Origin of the sequence: Paenarthrobacter sp. C1 (genome assembly GCF_049315185.1) — a bacterium.
GTDB lineage: Bacteria > Actinomycetota > Actinomycetes > Actinomycetales > Micrococcaceae > Arthrobacter > Arthrobacter nicotinovorans.
On sequence record NZ_CP186052.1, the window covers coordinates 4,674,709 to 4,697,865 of the forward strand.

General features: G+C 60.6%; 18 protein-coding genes. 5 read left to right on the plus strand and 13 right to left on the minus strand.

Translation table 11 applies throughout. The annotated features are described in order from the left end of the window. Positions 1-3 precede the first annotated feature (3 nt). From ACNAOU_RS21980 to ACNAOU_RS22000, 5 genes are all read right to left on the minus strand, one after another. Complete coding sequence (locus ACNAOU_RS21980) at positions 4-1,449, minus strand: phytoene desaturase family protein (RefSeq protein WP_422757756.1); 1,446 nt, start codon at positions 1,447-1,449, stop codon at positions 4-6. Next, complete coding sequence (locus tag ACNAOU_RS21985; protein WP_422757757.1) at positions 1,442-2,950, minus strand: glycosyltransferase family 87 protein; 1,509 nt, start codon at positions 2,948-2,950, stop codon at positions 1,442-1,444. The genes ACNAOU_RS21980 and ACNAOU_RS21985 overlap by 8 nt, the downstream gene beginning before the upstream one ends. Before the next feature lie 149 nt (positions 2,951-3,099). After that, a complete protein-coding gene (locus ACNAOU_RS21990) occupies positions 3,100-3,240 on the minus strand; it encodes a hypothetical protein (RefSeq protein WP_018778497.1) in 141 nt (46 codons plus the stop codon). A gap of 602 nt (positions 3,241-3,842) precedes the next feature. Continuing rightward, positions 3,843-4,424, minus strand: coding sequence for a histidine phosphatase family protein (locus ACNAOU_RS21995; RefSeq protein WP_018778496.1), 582 nt, complete (start codon positions 4,422-4,424; stop codon positions 3,843-3,845). Further along, the gene (locus tag ACNAOU_RS22000) at positions 4,421-5,893 is read right to left on the minus strand and encodes a CCA tRNA nucleotidyltransferase (protein WP_018778495.1); all 1,473 of its coding nucleotides are present in this window, start codon (positions 5,891-5,893) and stop codon (positions 4,421-4,423) included. Before ACNAOU_RS22000 ends, ACNAOU_RS21995 begins: the two co-directional genes overlap by 4 nt. Before the next feature lie 196 nt (positions 5,894-6,089). Here ACNAOU_RS22000 and ACNAOU_RS22005 point away from each other — a divergent pair, with 196 nt between their 5' ends. The 5 genes from ACNAOU_RS22005 (at position 6,090) to trxA (ending at position 11,962) form a co-directional block, all read left to right on the plus strand. Continuing rightward, positions 6,090-6,593 (plus strand): NUDIX hydrolase, encoded by a 504-nt coding sequence (locus ACNAOU_RS22005; RefSeq protein ID WP_018778494.1) that lies wholly within the window; start codon positions 6,090-6,092, stop codon positions 6,591-6,593. 26 nt (positions 6,594-6,619) lie between these two features. After that, on the plus strand, positions 6,620-8,632 hold the full coding sequence (gene murJ, locus ACNAOU_RS22010; protein ID WP_422757758.1) for a murein biosynthesis integral membrane protein MurJ: 2,013 nt from the start codon (positions 6,620-6,622) through the stop codon (positions 8,630-8,632). A 140-nt stretch (positions 8,633-8,772) separates the two neighbouring features. Then, on the plus strand, positions 8,773-10,416 hold the full coding sequence (locus ACNAOU_RS22015) for an ABC transporter substrate-binding protein (protein WP_422757759.1): 1,644 nt from the start codon (positions 8,773-8,775) through the stop codon (positions 10,414-10,416). 228 nt (positions 10,417-10,644) lie between these two features. Next, positions 10,645-11,601, plus strand: coding sequence for a thioredoxin-disulfide reductase (trxB, locus tag ACNAOU_RS22020; RefSeq protein ID WP_422757760.1), 957 nt, complete (start codon positions 10,645-10,647; stop codon positions 11,599-11,601). 34 nt (positions 11,602-11,635) lie between these two features. Next, complete coding sequence (gene trxA, locus ACNAOU_RS22025) at positions 11,636-11,962, plus strand: thioredoxin (RefSeq protein ID WP_014923339.1); 327 nt, start codon at positions 11,636-11,638, stop codon at positions 11,960-11,962. A gap of 5,071 nt (positions 11,963-17,033) precedes the next feature. On the opposite strand, the gene ACNAOU_RS22030 is transcribed toward trxA, so the two are convergent. From ACNAOU_RS22030 to rpmH, 8 genes are all read right to left on the minus strand, one after another. Beyond that, entirely contained in the window at positions 17,034-18,275 is a 1,242-nt protein-coding gene (locus tag ACNAOU_RS22030; RefSeq protein ID WP_039238986.1) for a ParB/RepB/Spo0J family partition protein, read from the minus strand. Between the two features lie 67 nt (positions 18,276-18,342). Beyond that, positions 18,343-19,398: a ParA family protein gene (locus ACNAOU_RS22035; RefSeq protein ID WP_227453619.1), complete on the minus strand. Its 1,056-nt coding sequence runs from the start codon at positions 19,396-19,398 to the stop codon at positions 18,343-18,345. An 87-nt stretch (positions 19,399-19,485) separates the two neighbouring features. Further along, positions 19,486-20,136 carry a 16S rRNA (guanine(527)-N(7))-methyltransferase RsmG gene (gene rsmG / locus ACNAOU_RS22040; RefSeq protein WP_422757761.1) on the minus strand — a complete coding sequence of 217 codons (651 nt, stop codon included), beginning with the start codon at positions 20,134-20,136 and terminating at the stop codon, positions 19,486-19,488. A gap of 5 nt (positions 20,137-20,141) precedes the next feature. Beyond that, entirely contained in the window at positions 20,142-20,693 is a 552-nt protein-coding gene (locus ACNAOU_RS22045) for a protein jag (protein WP_039238989.1), read from the minus strand. Beyond that, on the minus strand, positions 20,693-21,670 hold the full coding sequence (yidC, locus tag ACNAOU_RS22050) for a membrane protein insertase YidC (protein ID WP_018778484.1): 978 nt from the start codon (positions 21,668-21,670) through the stop codon (positions 20,693-20,695). Before yidC ends, ACNAOU_RS22045 begins: the two co-directional genes overlap by 1 nt. Positions 21,671-21,686: 16 nt before the next feature. Then, positions 21,687-22,172 (minus strand): membrane protein insertion efficiency factor YidD, encoded by a 486-nt coding sequence (gene yidD, locus ACNAOU_RS22055; RefSeq protein ID WP_026267272.1) that lies wholly within the window; start codon positions 22,170-22,172, stop codon positions 21,687-21,689. Further along, positions 22,102-22,512: a ribonuclease P protein component gene (rnpA, locus tag ACNAOU_RS22060; RefSeq protein ID WP_079582047.1), complete on the minus strand. Its 411-nt coding sequence runs from the start codon at positions 22,510-22,512 to the stop codon at positions 22,102-22,104. Before rnpA ends, yidD begins: the two co-directional genes overlap by 71 nt. A 41-nt stretch (positions 22,513-22,553) precedes the next feature. Then, a complete protein-coding gene (gene rpmH, locus ACNAOU_RS22065) occupies positions 22,554-22,691 on the minus strand; it encodes a 50S ribosomal protein L34 (RefSeq protein WP_011776797.1) in 138 nt (45 codons plus the stop codon). Positions 22,692-23,157 lie beyond the last annotated feature (466 nt).

Below are 23,157 nucleotides of genomic sequence, written 5' to 3' on the forward strand. Positions count from 1 at the left end.
CGTCTAGAGCCCCAGGCCCAGCCCGGGTACCCGTGCATTGAATATGTCCTTGAGGGCATGTTTCGCGGCGTGGTACCCGGGCATACCTGTGACTCCGGGGCCGGGAGGCGTGGAGGACGAACACAGGTACACACCGGATATGGGGGTTCTCCAGGGCACAGGAGAGACCACGGGCCTCTGCACCAGGCCACGCAAGTCCAACATTCCTGCGCTGAAGTCCCCACCCACATAGTTCTCGTTGTACGCGGACAGTTCCGCCGCCGTCGTGGTTTTCGATGCCACCACCACGTCACGGAACCCGGGCGCGTACCGCTCTATGCGGGCGATAACGGCTTCTGCCATGTCCACCGTGGAGTTCTTGGGGACATGGCAGTAAGTCCACAGAATCTGACGCCCTTCAGGGGCACGCGAAGCATCCACCAGTGACGGTTGGGAGACCAGCACATAGGGCTCAGCGGGGTGTTTGCCCATGTCCACGAGGTTTTCGGATTCGGCCATGGCCCGCCGCGAACCGCCCACATGCACTGTTCCGGACTTGGCCAATTCCGGAGAGCGCCAGGGAACGGGACCCGAAAGGATGAAGTCCACCTTGCAGGCAGCATTCCCAAAGCGGAATGCTTCCAGGGCGCGTCGGTAGCGGTCGGGCACTTCAGATCCACCCAAGCGCGCCAGCGTCGGTGGCGCAACGTCCAGCAGGATGGCTTTCGCGGGCCGCACTTGGTCCAGGGAATCCACGCGCTCACCCACGCGGATGGTTCCGCCATGGGAGGTCAGGTCATCTGCCATGGCCCTGGCGATGGAAATGGAACCACCAACCGGCACCGCCCAGCCGCCGGCATGGGCCAGGACGCTGAGCAGCAAACCAGCGCCTGTGGAACTGAGTGCCGGCTGGGATCCGAGGGCATGCGACATGACCCCTGTCAGGAGCGCCGGAGCTGCTTCCTCCCGGAAACGGCGGCCCCACAGCGGGGTGCCTTGGTCGAGGGTGGCCAGCCCGAACAGCAGCGCCGCAAGTGGGTCTTTCGGCAGGCGGAGCAACTGGTTCGACGTGAATTCCACGACGCCATCAACCCGTGCCAGCAGGGGACCTAGAAGTCGCCCGTAGGCCGGACCATCCACGCCCAACTCTGCGACGGTCCGTTCCAGGGACTGGTACGCCACCGCCGCCCCGCCTGTGTCCAGCGGTGTACCGTGCTGGACCTCGGGAATGCGCAGATCCACGCGACGGGATAATTCGAACTCCCGGAAGAACGGCGAGGCCAGGGCCATCGGATGCACCGCCGAACAGACGTCATGCAGGAAGCCGGGTTCGATCAGCTCGGTGGTGCGCGAGCCACCTCCAATGTCATCGGCGGCCTCGTACAACGTCACGCCCAGTCCCGCGCGGGCCATGACCACGGCAGCGGCCAGACCATTCGGACCGGCCCCGACGACGGCGACATCAACCATCGCTGCTTACCTCCGATTGCTGGGCTGCTGTGGAACTGCTGTCGCGCCGAGGGCTCCACGGGAACACAGATCGCGACGGCCGGAAGAGGTCGACGCGCAACCAATCCCGGGCTCCGTCGAAGGGCCCGCCATGGGGATCGTCTTTGCCGTCGATCCGCAGGGGATCCTGGGCAGGATCCCAGATATCCATGATGATCCGCGCCATCAGGTATGCGGTAACCACCATGTGCAGGCCCACCGCCAGGACGTAATAGGACATGTCCAGGTTGTGCTGGACGGACCCTCCGCTGGTGGCCTGTCCAAGGTACATCCAGATCGCCGCCCAGTGGAGCCCCTCTGCTGCCTGCCAGATGAGGAAGTCGCGCCAACGCGGCCGTGCCAGGGCCAGCAGGGGGATAAGCCAGATGACGAATTGCGGGGAGTAGACCTTGTTGGTGAGGATGAAGGCCGCGACGATCAGGAAGGCCAGCTGGGCGATGCGCGGACGCTGTGGCGCACACAAAGCCAGGATTCCAATCAGGGCACACGCCGCAATAAACAGGTAGAGGGCCAGCGTGTTGATGGTTGCAGCGTTCATCTGCATCCATTGCAGGCGGTCCGCCACCAGGTTGTAAGCGAACCAAGGTGAGCTGTAGCCGGCAGGCCGGGATTGCGTGAACTCGAAGAAGTAGCGCCATCCGGCTGGGTTCAGTGCCGCGAGGGGCAGGTTCACAGCGAGCCAGGACGCCAAGGCGGCTCCGGCAGTGACGAAGAAGGCCCGGAACTTTCCACTGCGCAGGGAAAGGACCAGAACGGCACCGAGGATCAACAATGGATAGAGCTTGGTGGCTGTGCCAAGGCCTATGAACACGCCGGCAAGGATCAACTTGTCCCGGGCGAAGAAGTACATGCCCAAGGCCAGCAAACCTACGGCCCACATGTCCCAGTTGATAAAGCCGGCAAGAATGATCCCGGGGGCTACGGCCACCATGGCGGCATCCCACGGGCGACGCTTGTTGATCCGGGCAGTGAGGATGACTGTGACCATCCAGACCGCCACAATCAGCGTCGCATTGACGTCGAAATACCCCAGGATCCGCTCACTTCCCACCCCCTGACCGGGAACCATGAGCGCGGTGACCCCGGCAATGATCCCCATGAGCACCGGGTACTCAAACAGGCTGCCCTGGGTGAAGAACGGAAAAACGCCATCGCCCAGGCCGCGGTTTTTGAAGAGCTCGGGGAAGTCTGAGTAGCAGGTGGCGTAGAACTGGCCGGGCGTTTCCCAGCCATTGACCCGGCAGTAGTCCTTTGCGAGCACGGCCAAAAGAGCCGCGATCACAGTGAGGACGATGAGTACCCGTTCAACAGTGAACGGGCGCGCGGAAACCTCTCCGGGAGACGAGCGTTTGCCCAATGGACCGCCCACCAGCTCCGTGAAGTTTCGAAGCAGGGAGTCACTGCGGCTGGGAACAACAAAGCGGGCACGTTTTCGTTGCCGGTGCGGCTTCGTCTCCTGCATGAATCGAGCTTACAGTCATGGCCGAACCCGACCCAGTTAAGCCGGACCAGACCAGTTAAAGGGGGGAGCCCACGCGTAGCCGCGTGGGCTCCTTGAGGTTCAGCATGGATATCCGGCATCTGAACTCCTTCGTGGCCGGCTCAGGGGAATCAACGGATGAGTCCCATCTGGTGCAGGACAACGAAAACGTCTTCACGGCGCTGGTCGAGCAGCTGGCCGTTAAACAGTGTGCGGTCCTTGGGAGCATCGCTGCTCTTGTAGAAACGCATCTCTTCGGGGCGTTTTTGCATGGTTCACCTCCTTTCACAAAGAATTACCCGGCATTTAGGCACAACAATTAGAGCTATTTATTTCGAAGGAAATAACAGCCAAAAGGACATAAATAGCCGAAGCCAATGAGGGGATTTTGCGGACCGAATCAGGAGAACCCGAATCGTCGTGCATAAAAGCGCGTGCTTCCTGCAGTCGACCCAACAAGAAGCTGGTTCCGAACTTTGGGGAAACTGCGCACCCGCGGCATGCTGCGTGGGTCCGCGCCTACAACTGACTACTCAGAACGCCAACCACGGAGAGTGGTGGCCATGAACACCGCCGGCGTCAGGCCGGTCCGGTGAATCAGGAGTGGGTCAGAGAGCAAAAACGGCGCGCGTCATCAGCAGAGGCCGGGGTAGCAGTGACGGTCAACTTCCGTCCGCTAGTCAAAGTAATCATTTTCCCAACCTCCTTTTCTGGCCGTAACAGCCTGCTGTGGCATTGTCGCGGCTGACTAACCGGTGAATGCGCGCCTGGTTCCCGGCGGGTCGCTCTGGGAACAAGATATAAGCTACCCCATGAACACGGAGTTTGACCAGCACAATTGGCTAATTTGCCAAAAGTTTTCAAATTTAATGGTTTAGAGGCCCCAGCGGACAATTGCGGGCGTCCGCTTATCCCAACCAAGCGTGCACACCTTCGCGGTTCCGAGAATGAAGTGCCGGCCTTCGCGGGCGTCCATTTCGAGCCAACGCGCTGTGAGGATCCGGGAGAAATGTCCGTGTGCCACAACCAGGACATTGTCCATGCCCGATTCCAGGACACGCCCAATGATCTTGTCGGCCCGGGCAGCTACTTCATCCAGCGTCTCTCCGTTGGGCACTCCGTCGGTCCAGATGAGGTACTCCGGGTTGTCCTTGCGGATGAGATCGGAGCTGATGCCTTCGTAGTCGCCGTAGTTCCATTCCACGGCGAGTGGCTCGTGAACGGCGTCCGGATAGCCAGCGAGTTCCGCTGTCCTCCGGGCGCGTCGCAGCGGCGAGGTCAGGACGAGGTCGAAGTCGATGCCTTCCAGCACCTTCCGCGCCTCCACGGCCTGCTGCTCGCCCTCGACAGTGAGGGGGAGATCCGTCAGTCCCGTGTATTGACCGCTCTTGGACCACTCCGTTTCACCGTGGCGAAGGATCCAAAGTTGCGGACGCGGGGAAGTCACAGCGTTCATGAGGGCTCCTCAGTTTCGGTCGAAGGCTCGACGACGGCGGCGGACTCGGGTTGTTCTTCCCACCATGCCAGGAGCTTCTGCTCAGCTTCCTCCGGTGAGAGCGGCCCGTGTTCCATCCGCTCTTCGAGGAGGAACTTGTAGGCGCGTCCCACCACGGGTCCGGGCTTCAGTCCCAGCAGTGCCATGATCTGCGCTCCGTCCAGGTCGGGCCGGACAGCTGCCAGCGACTCCTGCTCCAAGAGCGCCGTGATGCGGTGCTCAAGGTCATCGTAAGCGAAGGACAAACGGTCGGCCTTGCGCTGGTTACGCGTGGTGACATCTGAACGGGTGAGTCGGTGCAGGCGTTCCAGCAGGGGGCCGGCGTCGGTCACGTAACGGCGGACCGCGGAGTCGCTCCAGCCGGCGTCACCGTAGCCGTAGAACCGCATGTGCAGTTCAACCAGGCGGGAAACAGCTTTGATGGACTCGTTGTCGAACCGCAGTGCCTTCATCCGCTTGGCCGTCAGTTTGGCGCCCACGACGTCGTGGTGGCGGAAGCTCACCGCACCGCCCGGTTCGAATCGGCGCGTCGCCGGCTTGCCGACGTCGTGCATCAACGCAGCGAACCTCAACACGAAGTCGGGGCCGGGAACCGGACCGTCAGGACCGGTTTCCAGCGCAGCAGCCTGTTCCAGGACCTGCAGCGAGTGCTGGTACACATCCTTGTGCCGGTGGTGTTCGTCGGATTCCAGGCGCAGGGCGGAGACCTCGGGCAGTACGAATTCGGCGAGCCCAGTGTCCACCAGCAGGTCGATGCCTACGCGCGGGTGCGCGCCGTTAATCAGCTTGACCAGCTCTTCGCGGACGCGCTCTGCCGAGATGATCTTGATGCGATCGGCCATGTTGGACATGGCCAGGCGCACGTCGTCATGGACCGACACGCCCAGCTGGGATGCGAAGCGGGCAGCGCGCATCATGCGCAGGGGGTCGTCCGAGAAGGACGACTCAGGTGCGCCGGGTGTGGCGAGCTCGGAAGCGTGCAGATCGCGGACGCCGCCGAAGGGGTCTACCAGCTCCAGGCTCGGCAGGCGCAGTGCCATGGCGTTGATGGTGAAGTCCCGGCGCAGCAGGTCGTCGGTCAGGGAGTTGCCGAACGCGACCACCGGCTTGCGGGAATCGGGATCGTACGCCTCGGCCCGGTAGGTGGTGATTTCAATCTGGAAGCCGCTCTTCCGCATCCCGATGGTGCCGAAGGCGCGCCCGATTTCCCAGAAGTTGTCCGCCCACTTCTTGATGACGGTGATGGTCTGGTCCGGCGTGGCGTCGGTGGTGAAATCGAGGTCCGGAGAGGTCCGGCCCAGAAAGAGGTCACGCACGGGGCCACCCACCAAGGACAGCTCGAATCCGGCGTCGACAAAGCGCTGCCCGAGGTCGAGCACCACCGGATCGATGGTGAAGTTAACAGAAGAGCTGTCCAATACGTGCGCCATAGTTCCTTAAGCTTGGCAGATTTTTGCGCTGCATTGGGCCACTGTTCCATGCGAAATCAGGCATGCGTCCGCCGGGCATCTCCTGCAGTCCATCTTGTGGCCATGTCCCGGTCATCACTCCGGGGCAAGAGTCGTTAGAGTGGACCACATGGCCAACCCGATTCCGAGCGCTCCTGGCAGGAGGACAAACGCACCGTTGCCGTCGGCAATCGGTGCCCACGTCGCGCCTGCCCCGCAGCACCCGGTGCAGGCCTCGCTTCCGACGGTTGAGGAAGTGTCCGCCGGTGGTGTCGTAGTTGACACGTCCGACGGCGAACTCCGGGTTGCGATCATCGCCCGCCTTAACAGGGGTGGCCGGCTTGAGTGGTGCCTGCCGAAGGGCCATCCGGAAGGCCGGGAGAACAACGAGGAAGCTGCTGTACGCGAGATCGCCGAGGAAACCGGGATCGAAGGCAGCATCCTGGCACCGCTTGGCAGCATCGACTACTGGTTCACTGTGAGCGGCCACCGCGTCCACAAAACGGTGCACCACTTCCTGCTCAGGGCAACCGGTGGCGAGCTGACCATCGAGAATGATCCGGACCAGGAAGCCGTGGATGCTGCGTGGGTTCCCATCCAGGAATTGGCCCGAAAGTTGTCCTTCCCGAACGAACGCCGCATCGCCGACCTGGCACGGGAAGTGCTGCCCGAACACCTCTGACCCGGGTACATGGGACGATAAAGGCGATGTCTGAAGCCAAAACAACCCAGTCCGTTCAATCCGGAGAAGCACGTTCCAGCGCCATCATGGCCGCAGGGACGCTCGTTTCCCGGTTCCTTGGTTTCGCCAAAACCTGGATGCTCGGTGCCGCCCTCGGCCTGGGTTCCACGGTCAATGACACGTTCATCAACGCGAACAACCTGCCAAACCTGATCTTCCTGCTGGTGGCAGGCGGCGTGTTCAACGCCGTCCTGGTTCCGCAGATCATCAAGGCCAGCAAGGCTCCGGACAGGGGCGCGGATTACATCAGCAGGCTCCTGACGCTGGCTGTGCTGGTGCTACTGGCACTCACGGCCCTGGTGACCCTCGCGGCGCCGCTCGTCATCGACCTCACCACCCAGGGATACTCCGAGCAGCAGAAGGCCCTGGCGGTCACCTTCGCCCTCTGGTGCCTGCCCCAGATCTTCTTCTACGGGCTGTATGCCCTGCTCACGCAGGTCCTCAACGCCCACGGGGCTTTTGGGCCCGCCATGTGGGCCCCCATCCTCAACAACCTCGTGGCCATTGCCGGCCTGGGACTGTTCATTTGGATCCTCGGCGCCAACATCGATAACCCCCACACTCTGGACAGCTGGGGGCCAACCCAAACGTTCCTCCTCGCCGGCTTCTCCACCTTCGGCGTGGTGGCCCAAACCGCCATCCTGCTGATCCCGGTCTTCAAGCTGCGCCTTGGCCTGCGTCCCCGCTTTGGTTGGCGCGGCGTTGGACTCGGCCAGGCGGCCAAGCTGAGCGTTTGGACACTGGCGACTGCCGCCGTCGGGCAGCTGGCGTTCCTGTACGTCATGAGGATCGCCACGATCCCCGGCGCCGAGCGCCTCCGCCTGGACAACGCCGGAGACCGGGCGGCTGCCGCTGTCCTGCCAGGCAACGCCGTCCTGGAGGTGGCCAGCCAGCTGTACCTGCTGCCGCACTCGATCATCGCTTTGTCCCTGGCCACGGTCCTCTTCAACCGCATGACACGCGCTTCGCAGGACGGCAACAAAGCCGAGCTTCGCGACGCCCTCTCGCATGGCCTCCGCACCATGGCTGTTGCCACGGTCTTCGGCGCCCTGGCGCTGTTCGCATTGGCGGGGCCGCTGGGCATGTTCTTCTCCGGTGGTGAAAGGCAAGACGGCGTGATGCTGGCGCAGACACTCACCATCCTTGCCCTGAGCACCCCGTTCCTGAGCGCAAACTTCATGATGTCCCGCGTGTTCTACGCCAACGAGGACGCCCGTACGCCCCTGTATGTCCAGTTGTGGCTGGCCGTCATCTACGTTGTGGGTGCCTTCTTCATCCAGTTCCTCCCTGTCGGCCAGATCATCTACGCGATCGCCATCCTGTACATGCTGGGCAACATCCTGTCCGTCGTGATCAGCGTGGTGTTCCTGCGCCGCCTGCTGGGGCACCTGGACGGTCCCCGGATCGCCAATTCGTACATCCGCATGGGCTACGCGGGGCTGGGCTCCGCCCTGGCCGGTGCCCTCGCACTGTGGCTGCTGGGCAGTTACCGTTCTGACGGTTTCGCGTGGAGCAGCCGCCCGGCTGCCTTGGTGACGGTGGCCGTCGTCGGACCCGTCATGCTGCTGGCCTACCTTGTCCTGCTTCGCGTTTTCCACGTCACCGAACTTCGTGACCTCCTGCGTCCGCTGATGAGCCGCTTGGGCCGCGGCACGCCCGCGCCTGCTGGCGCCCCCGCAGAACCCACGACGGCGGCGCGCGCCACGGTCTCGGACGATACCGGCTTGATCCCGCGTATCTCCGGTGAGTTCGACGCCGCGTCCTTCCGCGCCGGACCCGCAGTGGCTCCCCAGCGCGCCCCCGAACCCGCACCGGACCAGCCGGATGCACCCAAGGTGTATCTTCCGGAGGAAGACGAACCGAGCACAGCGCAGGGCGGCAGGTTCCGCCCATCGGTACCGCTTCCGGGCCGCCGGACGTACCAAGGCGAGGCCGGACGCAATCCGTACTTCCCTGTTCCGCGAAACCGCAGGAAGTGAGCCGGTGCCGCCAACATGGGCGGCGGCACTGAATCCGCTAGGCTAGAAACGAATATAGGTAGTTGCAAAAGCGGTGGAACCGGCTAGCCGGGCCGGCCGTATGCAGGACCCGCAGCTCCCGGACAGCCTAGGAGGAACACGTGTCCCACCCGATCGACGTCGGATCAGTACTTGGCGGCCGCTACAAGGTCACGGCCAATGTGTTGACCTCGCATGACCAAGATCAGGTGCTCGACGGCGTGGACCAGGTCCTCAACCGTCCCGTGAGCATCCTTGTTGCCGGTCCCGGAAACGCCGAACAGGTTGCCCAGAGCGCCCGCGAAGTGGCCACAGGGGAGCGCCCCGGGCACGTCCAGATCCTGGACCTCGGCATCAGCGAAAACACCACGTACCTGATCACCAACCACAGCACCGCACCGGATCTGCTGGACCTGGTGGTGGCTACCAACCCGCCCTACATCGAACCGTTCTTCACAGAGACTCTGGGCAGTGAGATCTTCGGCCAGGCGCGCACCTATGAGCCGGAAACCTACGACGGCCTTTACGAGGACGACGAGCACGAGGCCGAGTACATCCAGTACGACGAAAACGGCTATGCCATCACCCCCGAGTCGGATGATGAACCTGAGCCTGCCGCACCAGCACGCAGCGCACCCCACGTGCCGCCCATGCCGGCGTCCAATCCGTCGTCCGCCAAGAGCGGCATCGCGGGAAAGCTCGCAGCTGCCGCCGCCGGGGCCGGTGCAGCAGGTGTTGCCGCCGCTTCCGCGCTGAAGAAGAACGCCGGTTCAAAGAACAACAACGACGCCGGTGCTGCCGCCGGATCTTCGGCAGCTGCTACACCCGCTCCGGCCGCTGAGACGCCCACGCAGGCTGTTTCGTCGGAGGCTGTTTCGTCGCAGGCAGCTCCCGGCCGCGAACAGGCCCGCGAACCCAAGGTGTCCCTCTGGTCAGAGGAAGACTACGGCTACGCGGAGAGTGGCGCCGCCGCCGGTGGCGCGTCTGCTGCGGGCACCGCGGCTTCCAACCGAAGCGGCGAATCAGGCTACGACCGGGCGGCAAGCAGCTTCCCGGCGTCGTCGGCTGTCACAGAGGATTACTCAGACGAAGACGACTTTTATGAGGAAGAGGCTCCCGAAAAGGAGCCTCGGTCGCTGCGCTGGCTCGTGGGCGGCCTCCTTGCCGCCGTCTTGATCGTGGGTCTTGTCCTCGCGGTCACCAATTTGGGAAGTCTCCTGCCCAGCGGCCAGCCTGCTGCCACGCAGAGCAGCTCCACGCCGCAGCCCTCGGAGTCCACCAGCGAGGAGCCCCCGCCCACGGAGACTGCTCCGCCTGCGGCTCCGCCGGCCATCGAGGAGATCACCCGCCTCGGCAACTTCCCGTTCGCAGCGACGTTCGATAAGGACCTCGGCAAGGCTTTCGATGGCAACGCAGCCAGCTACTGGTCTGACATGGAGTTTGCCTCGGCCAACTGGGGCGGCCTGTCAGAAGAGGTGCCGCTCATGATCAAGCTGAAGGAACCGGCGGATATCAAGTCCGTGGTCCTCAACCAGCTGGGCGGTTCCGGTGGAAACATCAGCGTGTTCACCAACGATCGGCCGGCCATGGATGGCGCCAAGCTCGTAGGCACCAACAGCTTCACATCCCCGGAACTGACCATTCCGCTGGCAAGCCCCACAAAGGCCCAGTACGTCATTGTTGTCATCAAGGCGCTGCCCAAGCTGGCCGCACCCAAGACGCAGTACAACTTCGGGCTCCGGCTCGCTGAAGTTTCCGTTCAGTAGTCACATCCGGGGAGTTATCAGAGGGGCCGTTTCGATTCGTCGGGGCGGCCCTTACTGCTGTCTCTGCCAGCGTCACCGCTTCGATAAGGCAGGTGACCAGACGGTACCCTGAATGTTGGTGGCTTTTAGGGTCCCCAACTCCAACGGAATATTTGGAACACATAAGGGGTTGAGTCAGGTGGCTGCCCCGAAAGCCGCAGCATCGACTAAGGAAGAGGTTCACGCCACGTGAGCATTGCAGAAAACAGCGCATCGCAGGTGCGTGACGTCATCATCGTAGGTTCAGGCCCCGCCGGCTACACAGCCGCTGTTTACACCGCCCGTGCCAACATGAAGCCTCTGCTCATTGCCGGTTCGGTCACTGCCGGTGGCGAACTGATGAACACCACGGACGTTGAGAACTACCCGGGATTCCCTGATGGCATCATGGGCCCGGACCTTATGGAGAACTTCGAGAAGCAGGCTGCCCGATTCGGCACTGAAATTCAGTTCGAGGACGTCACCGAGCTGGATCTCGACGGCAACATCAAGACCGTCACCATCGGCACGGGGGAGACCTTCCAGGCGAAGGCCATTATCCTGTCCACCGGTTCGGCGTACCGCGAGCTCGGTCTGCCTAACGAGAAGCGACTCTCAGGCCACGGCGTTAGCTGGTGTGCAACCTGCGACGGTTTCTTCTTCAAGGATCAGGACATCGCAGTGATCGGTGGTGGCGACTCCGCGATGGAAGAAGCACTCTTCCTCACCAAGTTCGCCAAGTCGGTCACCGTTGTCCACCGCCGCGGCACCCTGAAGGCTTCCAAGATCATGGGTGACCGCGCCCAGGCTCACGAGAAGATCAAGTTCGTCTGGAACACGGCTGTTGAAGACGTCCTCGGTGAGGATAAGGTCACTGGCCTGAAGCTGAAGAACCTGGTGGACGGAACCGAGTCCGAGCTCGCAGTCACGGGTGTTTTCGTGGCTATCGGCAACGATCCACGTACGGATCTGGTCAAAGGCAAAGTCGAACTGACTCCCGAGGGAACCATCGCCGTTGAGGGTCGTAGTTCGCGGACCAACATCAAGGGTGTGTTTGCTGCGGGCGACGTCATCGATCCGACTTACCGCCAGGCCATCACGGCTTCGGGTTCCGGTTGTGTCGCTGCCCTCGACGTCGAACACTACCTCGCAGACCTGCACTCCTAAGCTGCATCCAAGCAACCATACGAAGGGAAAAGTTATGAGCAACGCAAAAGACGTAACTGACGCAAGCTTCAGCACGGATGTCCTGGCTTCTGAGAAGCCGGTCATCGTGGACTTCTGGGCAGAGTGGTGCGGCCCCTGCCGCAAACTCGGTCCCATCCTCGACGAGATCTCCGTTGAGTACAGCGAGAAGGTTGACGTCGTAAAGCTGAACGTCGATGACAACCCGGCAATCGCTGCCGAGTACGGCATCACCTCCATCCCTGCTGTGTACCTGTTCAGCGGGGGAGAAGTGAAGAGCACCGTGATCGGCGCCAAGCCGAAGCAGTTCTTCGAAAAGGAATTCGCGGACGTCCTGTCCTAAGGCTTACGCCGTAACCGGATAGTCTGCAGCCGGCGGTTCCGCTCCCCAAGGGGCGCGGGACCGCCGGTTTTTTTGTTGTTGGTGAAGATCAGCCCCTACTAGTCTCATACCTGCCAGTGCGTCGACTGGAAGCTTTCTGTTGCACGCGACGGCGAATTAGCGCCTTTCCCTACCTGGGGTAGGGGGAAATCGCACAAACCGCCCCCTTCCCACCCGACCCTCCTCCACAAACCGGCCCCTTCCCACCCGACCCTCCGCCACACCCCAGCCACTTCCCACCCAACCCTCCGCCACACCCCAGCCACTTCCCACCCAACCCTTCTCCACACCCCAGCCCCTTCCCACCCAACCCTCCTCCACATCACTTCTTCTGTCTGTTAGCGCGAATAGACCCGCCGCCCGACAGTGCGCGTAACGTGATGCACGCGAAGCTCAGAGTTGATGCCGATTCGACCACGAGCTAAGTCCTGAGACAACCCGAATGGTGTGGTCACGGCTCCTCCATAGATCAACGGGCCGCAAGCATTCCCGCGCCCTGGCCGAAGGGGGCCAGTTGCGGCCTGGGAGGGCTATTGAGATGACCCAGCGTCTTGGCACAGCTAAGAGAGCGACAGCTTCGTCTCGTTGGTAGAGGCCGGAGTTCCCATTTGGGACGTGTACCTCGCCGCACCATTACGGAGACGACGTCGAGGGGGTTGAGAATCAGAGCTTTCGAGGCAATAGCGCGGCCTTCAAAGCCCTAGTTCAGATTTTATGGCGAGTTGATCAGCCCACTTCCTGCATCACAATGACATCTACCACTTTTAGCAGGGCAAGAGGGCAATCGAAGTCCCTATTCGGAATTCGGTAGGACGGGGTCCTCCTGTTTCACGTGAAACGACCTTCAGGCACTGAAATGACCAGCACCCGCTGCTCGGTGTTTCACGTGAAACGAGACCAATCGGATCCGTTCGACACCACGGTGATGGCACTACGACAGCATTACAGGGTAGACCAACGGCGACTGAATCCGATCCCGACAATTGGATTCATTCACCGTCTCGTCCGGAAACGCAAGGGAGTAGATGTCTCAGGATCCAGCGATGAAGTATGCGCTGCGGTCGGCGAGGAGTCGTACCAGCGGCTGCACAGCAGACGCGTATGCGCCTTCAGTGCTATCGGCAGCCTCGGAAGTTCTTTCATCGGCCCCTACCGGGACGTATGCCCTCAGGGAGGCCGCTCCGGTTGCTCAGCCGGCTCTGTAAGGCGATCGCGGCCTTTCCCGAACCAGATTCCGAAGCAGCGGCATGCTGTCCGCTCTAGGCGTGCTTCCATGGCTGCCAGGGCCCTGACGTGGCATGAAGTGGCAGAGGAGTTGCGACCAACAGCCTCTAGGCTAGTGTAGAAGCGCTTGTATGACCCGGAGTAGCCCTTTAGACGACTTCCGCGAACTGAAGGTTCAAGACTCTAAACCAGGCCCATTCACGAAAGCATCAGAACGTTCCACCTCCAAGCAGACTCGTTCCGAGGAGACCTCTCCGCGGTAACCCCACAGAGACACGGAATGTCTGTTTCACGTGAAACGTATCCGTAATTTCACGACGACCAGTGTCCCGGGAAGCACACTCGAATCTGATCACAAGCAAGACAGCCCATGACTGCCGCCGTTAGGACTCTTGCTGCTTGCTGCTTGCTGCTTGCTGCTGCGGAGCGAGCATCTGATGAGGAGCATGGCGCGTGACCGGAACGCCCATGGGGCTTGCTGCTTTGCCTTTTGAATCGAAGCCACCGAGAAGTAGCTCAGGGGCGGGATTGCCTCTTCTCTCGAGGATTATCGTGTCACCCGACCGCAAGAGTGTTCAGCCTGACGGCCTAAGCCCATGTCGACGATCGCAGCACGTCCACATTACGCCATGTGATTTCAGGTATTCAGCTGTCGATTATCCGGTACGCCGGCAGCGCCTCAGGACTCCGCACACTGCCCCGTGGGCTAACGGCGACAAGTCTTCGCGAGGGAACGCCAACGGCATGCCTGCCTGTGGGTCCTTTCACGTGAAACCGAACCACAGGGCACTCTCTAGCCAGAGACTACGGAGGGCACCAATATTCTCTCCGTAGACTCAGAGCGGCTCCTCGCTGAACCCTTGTGTGTGAGGCGTACTGCGACGATGCCTACTGCGACAGCCGAATAGGATCACGAGATACTTGCCCATGCTGAACCCGGGTTCTGGTTGCTGAGGCAGAGGAACTCTGTCAGCTACTCGGCCCCTACGCCACACTAACTGCGGCCACCGTGCAGTGTCTCCAGGTGGCGCACTCTTTATGCGGCGGCAGGAGAATGCATGGGCGCCAACATGAGGCAGCTCGTATCTCAGTCGCTATGCCCATTCGTGACAGAACATCCGATGATTCACGCGCCGAGGTGCTCGGCATCTTAGGCACGTTCGGCGCAATGCTCCGTCAGCAGCCACAGGTGTCGGCCTTCATTCCAGTTCTGTCATCCCAAGCTGAGACTGGGAGGGATCACCCTACCGTCCGGGCCAATTGCCGGCCTAGACGAAGGCCTCAACTCTGTCGTGCCATCGGATGGATCAGGATCGATCCTAGCCATAATTCCCAAGTTATCCGCAGGAGAGACCTCTTCTTATGCACATAGTTATCCACAGGCTTATCCACTGCGGGTGTTCAATCTCACCATCCCACTGGGAGAGCCACGACAGTGGGACATCTGTGGCATCTTTTGGGGAAGTTGCTTCCAATGCACAAGGCCCAAACTGCTGGGGCTCGAAAGTTCCAAAATTGCGCAAGAATACAGCGCTTTTACGTGTCATAAACCCCTGTTGAAGCTCAATTTCCACCAGTCGGGATGAAACCCAGAACAGGCCTTGCCGCATTTTTTCAGACCATCCGGCGGACGGGCTCTGAGGAAGCCGTCGAGTCACACCCGCTCGCTCGTTAGACCCACATCGGCCGAACGTTATCCCCAGAGATATCCACAGGCTTATCCACTGCGATATGCACAGTTGTAACGGGCAGTTTAGACCACTACGAGGTAATGGTCCTCTCTTCGTTTCACGTGAAACAAGTCGGGGATGATGGCCCTATGCAGCGCCAGCAGGTGCGCCGGCTGATGACGTCATAATAAGGGAGCCTGCTACTCAGCGGCCTAAAAAGGCCAGTCGTCGAATCGCCACAACAATAGTGTGTGTATGCGGGCTCCATATTCGTCCTCAACATCCGACCAATTCAAGCCTCGACCCCGCACTCGCCGTCAGCGATCCAGGCTGCGTGATACGGGGGAGTGTATGGACAGATGCCGGATGCTGCCGGCCTAACCTGAATCCCCACAGAGGAGACGATGAGATTGCACAGGGCAGAGCGCCCTACGGACGGAAGGAAGTTTAGGTGGACCAAGAGCCCCTAGGCCTGCTTTTCACCTCTGAAGGTGCCAACCTGGCTGGTTCAGGGCTCACATGCCTTCGACACTCCCGACACCCATGGACGCCCCGAGACCTCGCTAGCCCAGGCTTTGGGGGAGCAGTCAACATCGCTAGATGAGTGGCCGCGGCTGAGCTATCACCGAAACCCTAGATCACTATAGGACTCTACACACCCACGGTGCTGTACACCCTTACGGCTCAGTGCTCGACTCCACAGCCTGAACAGCGCGGTGACAACCATTCAATTGAGGACTAGGCCTAACTGTTTGGGCAATCGAACGGTTCACTGCCACACCTTAGCCGCGTTGCTGCTGTTCTGACGATGGAACCGGCATAGGCCAATGGCCCTTCCGAGGACACTCTGGTTGGCTGCGAGCCAGGGAACTATGCGAGCATCCAGCCCAACCAGTTACGGCGGCTGCTTCGCACTTGGTGCGACGCGACCTATCTGGTTCTCCGGACCTGCCGGGCTATGTGCGACGGGTCGGCCATCCGTGCTTCTTATCATCCTGCACCCTGCAGCAGTGTCTCATGACTCCAAGACAACGAGGCCAGCGAAGTCCGGGTCCGCAGTCGCCAGCTCTGCAGGCACCCTCAGGCAAAGTCCGGTTGCAGCTAAGACGGTCTATACAGACCGCTAGGCCCAGACGCCAGCAACATTCCTCTGGCCCAGAGTATGCGGAGCAACCTCCTTAGAGGACAATGTGAACCCTATTCCGTTTTAGTAGATTTGTATGGCAATGTTTCACGTGAAACAGACGGGAAACTGAGCCCCCACGGCTTGGGATATCGAATGTAGAAGCGTGGGAGGAGACTGATCCTGACCCGAATCAGTAGGATCCTACGCCTAGTCCAAAGGCAGTGATACGACTCAGCCAAGGAGGCAAACCAGCGGACCATAGCCCTATGGTCAGTCTGGGTGTTTCACGTGAAACCAGCAATGTCAAAGTACAAGATGTATCACTGCAGGCACCGCATCTCCGTAAACAGGTACGCATGGACCTCTCGGGCATTCTCTGTCGCCGCTGGCTGCTGTAAGGTTCGTTCCTCAGTTGTGTCCAGGGCAACTCGAAAGTGGTAGCCAATGGCCGGAAGAGTGCCTTTGGGATTTTCCGGCGTATTGCGCTGATTTCGACGCGGAGAACAGTACGGCCGCAGGTTTCACGTGAAACACCGTGAACATCTGGTGTGGTGTCAGATGCCGGCGGAACAAACCTGTGTCCGAGCACATGAAATCCCGGTCCATCCAAAATCAAGAGCCTTGGTGGAATCCCGAAGACCAAATCATGATTTCGACCAACCGCTAAGAGAGCTGACAGCTCAGACACCCAAAGAGAGGGCCTAACCGCAGCGCGAGACACTAGGAGGCGGCATCTATGTGAGTGGATTGCCGGAGATTCCTAGACCTCGGCATTGCGTGTTTCACGTGAAACACATTCGTCCTAGTCGAATCACTGGTTTGTACGCTCGACACTGCGAATGCACCTACAATGAGCGCCGGCGCGGATCGAGAGAACCGTTCCGCGCGCCCGCCGGGAATGGTACGGTGCCTCACAGTGCAAGGCCAGAAACCACCAAAAGGGCACATTGATCTGGAAAGAGAAGAAGGGCCCCACTCAATGAGTGGAGCCCTTCAGTAATTGCGCGTTAGCTTAGTCTTCAGAACCCGGACCCAGAACATCCATAATGCGGTTGAGGTCCTCCACGCTGGCGAACTCGATGCTTACACGTCCCTTACGGGCGCCCAAAGTGATCTTCACATTCGTGTCCAAACGGTCCGAAAGTGAGGAAGCGAGGTAATCGAGCCGCTCATGCCGAGCATTTGGCTTGGGAATGCTGCTCTTCGCGGGCGTGGTGGGATCCTGGTAAAGCGTCACTGCCTCTTCGGTGGCACGCACAGACATACCCTCGGCGACAATACGCTGCGCCAGGCGCTCCATTGCGGCCGCATCCGGAAGGGCAAGCAAAGCCCGTGCATGGCCTGCAGATAGGACACCAGCGGCCACACGACGCTGCACCAACGGCGGAAGCTTGAGGAGACGCAGTGTATTGGAGACCTGAGGGCGTGAGCGGCCGATGCGATCTGCCAGCTGCTCGTGCGTAGTACCAAAGTCCTCCAAGAGCTGCTGATACGCTGCAGCTTCTTCCAAGGGGTTCAGTTGGCTACGGTGCAGGTTCTCCAGAAGAGCATCACGGAGAAGGTCGTCGTCCGTGGTATCCCGGACAATCGCAGGAATGGTTTCCAGCCCTGCGGCCTGTACTGCCCGCCACCGACGCTCGCCCATAACGAGCTCGTACGGTTCTCCACCCTTTTCGGTTGAGGTTCGTACAACAATTGGCTGGAGAACCCCTATTTCCCGAACGGAGTGAACCAGTTCAGCCATGTCGTCCTCATCGAAGACGGAGCGGGGCTGTTTACGGTTCGGATGGATATCACCGACCGGGATCTCAGCGAACCGAGCCCCGGGAACCTCCACCAACTCGACGTCGTTGCTTTGGGGTGCCGAGGGCGCCTTTGCACCAGCTGAGGGAACCTGGACATCTGCATCCGAAGAAGGGACGGGCTGTTCGACGGCAGTGGACGCAGCGTCGGCAGAACGTTTCGCGCTGGACTTGGCAGCAGGCGTCTTGGCTGACGCGCTCTTGGCCGGTGACTTCGCCGCAGGGGCCTTGGCTTTTGACGTCGCGGGTGATGACTTCGCAGCTGCCGGCGCTGAATCGGCAGGCACCGACTCCTCACGCGGAGATTCAACCGTCGGTTCCGAGGCCTTACGTGCTTCCGGGAAGAACAGGTCCACGGGGCGGGACGGCGCTGAGCCATTTCCCTGGGCCGCGGCCGAGCTAGGAATGAGAGCCCCAAGACCCCTGCCGAGGCCTCTTCGCTTTTCGCTCATTGATTCATCCCTCCGATGGAATAGCCGAGCACGGACCTGCCCTGGCTGTTGCTGTGTTTCAAGAATTCTAACGTTCAGCGATTTCGGCTGCGGCTTCCATATAGGACAGCGCGCCGCTCGATGAAGGGTCGTATGTCATGACGGTCTGCTGGTAGCTCGGCGCCTCAGAGATACGCACCGAGCGCGGAACGACCGCACTCAGGACCTGTTGGGGGAAGTGCTGGCGTACCTCTGATGCGACCTGTGCGGCAAGGTTCGTCCTGCCGTCATACATCGTGAGCAGGATGGTCGAGACCACCAAATCAGCATTGAGGTGTTTCTGGATCATCTCAATGTTCTTGAGTAGCTGACTCAGTCCCTCAAGGGCGTAGTACTCACACTGAATGGGAATGAGAACCTCACTGGCTGCGCAGAAAGCGTTAACAGTGAGCAGACCCAGGCTGGGAGGGCAATCGATGAAGATGAAGTCCAGACGGCCCTCACCGTTCTTCTCTCGTTCCTTGGCATAGACATCAATGGCACGCCGGAGCCTCTGCTCACGGGCCACCAGCGAAACGAGTTCAATCTCAGCGCCAGCCAAGTGAATGGTCGCCGGCGCGCAGATGAGGTTAGGAATGTCGGGGCATGGGGCCACGACCTCCTTCAACGGAAGATCGTTGATGAGGACGTCGTAGATGCTGTCTACATCTGCATGGTGCTCAATACCCAGGGCCGTAGATGCGTTTCCCTGCGGATCGATATCGATCACGAGCACGTTGAGGCCTGCCGAGGCCAGGGCTGCTGCAATGTTCACAGTGGTAGTGGTCTTACCCACCCCGCCTTTTTGGTTGGAAACCGTAAAGATACGGGTCCCTTCCGGCTTGGGAAGTTCACGGCCGATCAAGCGCTCTCGGCGCCGCGTTTCATTCGCGAGCTGCCGCGCTATTGGGCTGGAATCATCGATGGAATCCATGACGTTCTGCACTCCATCTGAGACGGTTTCACGTGAAACTGCAGCGTTTGCAACTGAATCAGTGCGCACAATCGCGGACTGGAGAGACGAAGAGGGTGTAGCCATGGCCCGCGCGGACCCCAAGGACATAAAGGGGGGTATCCGTTGCGTGGAAGTTTCACTACTGCCCACTGGTCACACTCTCACTCTCATTCGGCGCTTGCTGCCGTTCTCTAGCCTAACCGCTCAGCCGCCGACACGCGGGAAACCAAGCGGTATCTACGCCGTCTTTCCGTGCTTCTTGACGATAATCCTCACCGCAGTGGTGGGTTCTTCCAGCAGCTCCTGCCCGCAAACCACGACAGACGTTTCCACGCCCCCGAGCTTGCGGATGACTTTGCCGGCCTTCTCTATCTCTTCAGAAGCACTGCGACCCTTGATGGCCACTACCTCTCCGCTGCCGTTAAGCAACGGGATGGTCAGCCCGGCAAGATTGGTCAGCGCTGATACAGCCCTGGCTGTGACGACGTCAGCGTCCACCATGCCTACGGCCAATTCGGCACGTGTCCGCATGATGGTGACGTTGTCCAGTCCCAGGTCATCCACCACTTCCTGAAGCCAGATGACTCGACGTTCCAAGGGTTCAATCAAGGTCAATTCGAGATCCGGGCGGGCTATGGCAAGGCAGAGACCAGGTAGCCCGGCGCCGGAACCGACGTCGGCAACGTGGCTGTTCCTTGCGATGGCGGACTCGATCACTGCACAGTTGAGAACATGCCTGCTCCACAAACGGGGAACCTCGCGCGGGCCAATCAGCCCACGTTCTGTTCCTGACGTGGCCAGGTGCTCAACGTAGCGCTTGGCAAGATCCAGGCGCTCCCCAAAGATCTTCTCTGCAGCTGCCAGTTCTGCTGCGGTGATTTCGACCATGGGCTCTAGTCAGCCGAAACGACGATGTGACGGCCAGCGCCTTCGCCTTCGGACTCGGAGACGAATCCAAGATCAGCCACGGCATCATGGACAATCTTGCGCTCGTAAGCGCTCATCGGTTCGAGGGCCACAGTCCCGCCGTCTGCCTTAACCTTGGCCACTGCGTCTTCGGCGATCTGCTGGAGAACGCCTGCGCGCTCCTTGCGGTAGCCGTTGATGTCCAGCACCAGGCGTGAGCGGGTCTCGGTAGCGGAGAGAACGGAGAGACGGGCGAGTTCCTGCAGGGCCTCGAGGACCTCACCGTCGCGCCCCACCAGGCTGTCCAGGGCCGCAGACTCTTCGTCCGTTCCGATGGAGATGTAAGTACGTCCGTTCCGGACCTCAATGTCGATGTCGCCGTCGATGTCGGCTATATCAAGAAGTTCTTCGAGGTAGTCGGCGGCGATGTCGCCTTCCTCTTCCAAACGGCTTGCCGTCTTGGATTGCGTCTCTTCCTGGGAGTCATCCTGCTCTTCAGTCACGGCGGCGATAACTTCTTCAGTGCTCTCGGCAGACATTACTTCTTCTTCCTGTTCTTACGTTGTGGCTGGACGCGCTGGGCACGGGCTTCGGCAGCGGCGGCTGCAGCAGCTTCGGCTTCGGCAGCGGCGTCGGCGGCTTTCTTGCCACCCAGCAGCGGGGGCAGGCCCTTGGCAGCGCGGCGCTCTTCAAGTGCCTTCGCGGCCGGTGAGCCCGGGGTAGGCATACGGCGAATGACGAAGAACTGCTGTCCCATGGTCCAGAGGTTCGTGGTGGTCCAGTAGATGAGGACACCGATCGGGAAGTTGATGCCACCGATACCGAAGACGAGCGGCAGGATGTAGAGCATCATCTTCTGCTGGCGCATGAACGGGCTGGCCATGGCTTCTTCGGACATGTTCTTGGCCATGATCTGCTTCTGGGTGATGAACTGCGAAGCGGTCATGGCGACGATCATCACGATCGAAAGTACCCAGACCGTAACGTCATTGCCGCCAGCCCCGCCGTGCAGCAAGGATGCTGACAGAGGCGCGCCGAAGATGCTGGACTGATCGAACTGCACCACTTGTTCGTGGCTCATGGCACCGACGCCTTGGCCCTCCTTGGCGTTGGTGGAGATACCCGACAACACCTGGAACAACGCGAAGAAGAACGGCATCTGGATCAGCATCGGCAAACATGCCGAGAACGGGTTGGTGCCGTGCTTCTTGTACAGCGCCATCTGCTCCTGGGCCATGGCCTGGCGGGAGAGCTGATCAGTCTTGCCCTTGTACTTGGTCTGCAGCTTCTTCAAGTCCGGCTGCAGCAGCTGCATGCCGCGCTGCGCCTTGATCTGCTTGACGAACACAGGAATCAGGGCAGCACGGATCACCAGCACAAGGCCGATAATCGACAAGGTCCACGTCCAGCCGTTGGCGGCGGGCAAGCCGATGAAGCTCAGTCCGTCGTGGAAGGCAACCATGATGATTGACACCAGCCACTTGAACGGAAACATGATCGTTCCAAAGAAGTCCATACGATATCCCTATTCGTTAGGCCGCAGTGCGGCCTTCTTCATCAGCCTGAGCAGCCAGGAACTGGTCCGGATTGTTCAGTACAACAATTGTGGGCGTCCGGCCTTCGGGCCAATGACGATGGCCGGCGGGGACATGGTCCACTCCACCGGCGTTCCAGGGGTGGCATTTGGCGAGCCTCCTGGCTGCCAGCCAGCTACCCTTCACGGCGCCATGCACCGTCACTGCTTCCAAGGCATATGCCGAGCAGGAGGGAAAGAAACGGCAAACCTGGCCGTACAGGGGTGAGATCACCTTGCGGTATGTCTTCAGCAGGATGATCAGGATGTTGCGGGGCAGCTCCCAGAGGAATGTGCCCACCGCCGCCGAGAGGCTCCGCCGGGGAACCTTCCCGGAGGGGTCGCTTGAGGAAGGAACGACGGCGGTGCTTATGTCATGCACGCGGTGTCCCTTCCGTTGTGGTGCCGTTGTGTTCGGTCGAAGCATTGCGTGGAACTGAGCCACTCAATCGCTTCGTCGTCACTGCCAGTGCGGCGTTGTAGTCCGAAAGCAACTGCTCCCAGCTCGCATTTGCAGCTGCGGGCAGTGCCCGGACCACGACCGCCAGGCCCGTTCCATGCGTATGCAAGGAAAGTGCGCCTGCTTCTCTCAGTCTCCTCTTAACGAGGTTCCTGGTCACGGCGTTCCCGACGGCTTTGGAGACAATGAAGCCGATTCGACTCGGCTCCCCGGCTCCGATAGGAGCCGTATATAACACTAAGTTCCGGCGTCCATTGCGGACGCCGGAACGTACAGTTGTTGAAAAGTCGGTAGACGTCCGCAGACGGTTAGGGGTGGCTAGCACCGTCGAACCCGCAAATAGACCCTGACCGACAAGTCAGTTATTTACGCCGACAGTTCGACGCGGCCCTTGCCGCGACGGGCAGCCAGGATGGCGCGGCCGGCACGGGTGCGCATACGAAGGCGGAAGCCGTGCTTCTTGGCCCGACGGCGGTTATTCGGCTGAAAAGTCCGCTTGCTCACGTTAGTTACTCCAGTGGATCAAAGGTGCGCCCACCCGATCAAAAAAGGGGAAGAACTGGCCGACGCTAAGTTTTGTATGTGCCTGCCGCCGCTGCCTTCCGAACGATGAACGTACGGGGTTACAACTGATCTCAAAAGCGGACACAAAGGACTTCACAACGTTAGGGCAAAAAGGCACCCACAGTCAAACCGGGAGCCTGCCGCGCATCTATCCACAGTTGTGTTCAACAGCGGCTTCAAGCCTGTGGATGAAGTGGCTCACAGAGCGTTTTGCAGAACCACAACAGTGTAATTATCCACAGGCAACTTCCCAGCTATCTTCTGGCGATTTCATCCCCTAGAGTGGCTCAGTAGCCCATTGTCCACCCGCTGTGCATAACTCTGTGGATTAACGCCCGGACCAGCGCCCGCCTGAGACACCTCGGCTGCCAGCAACGCCGGCAAGCAAGTATTTAGGAACTGATTG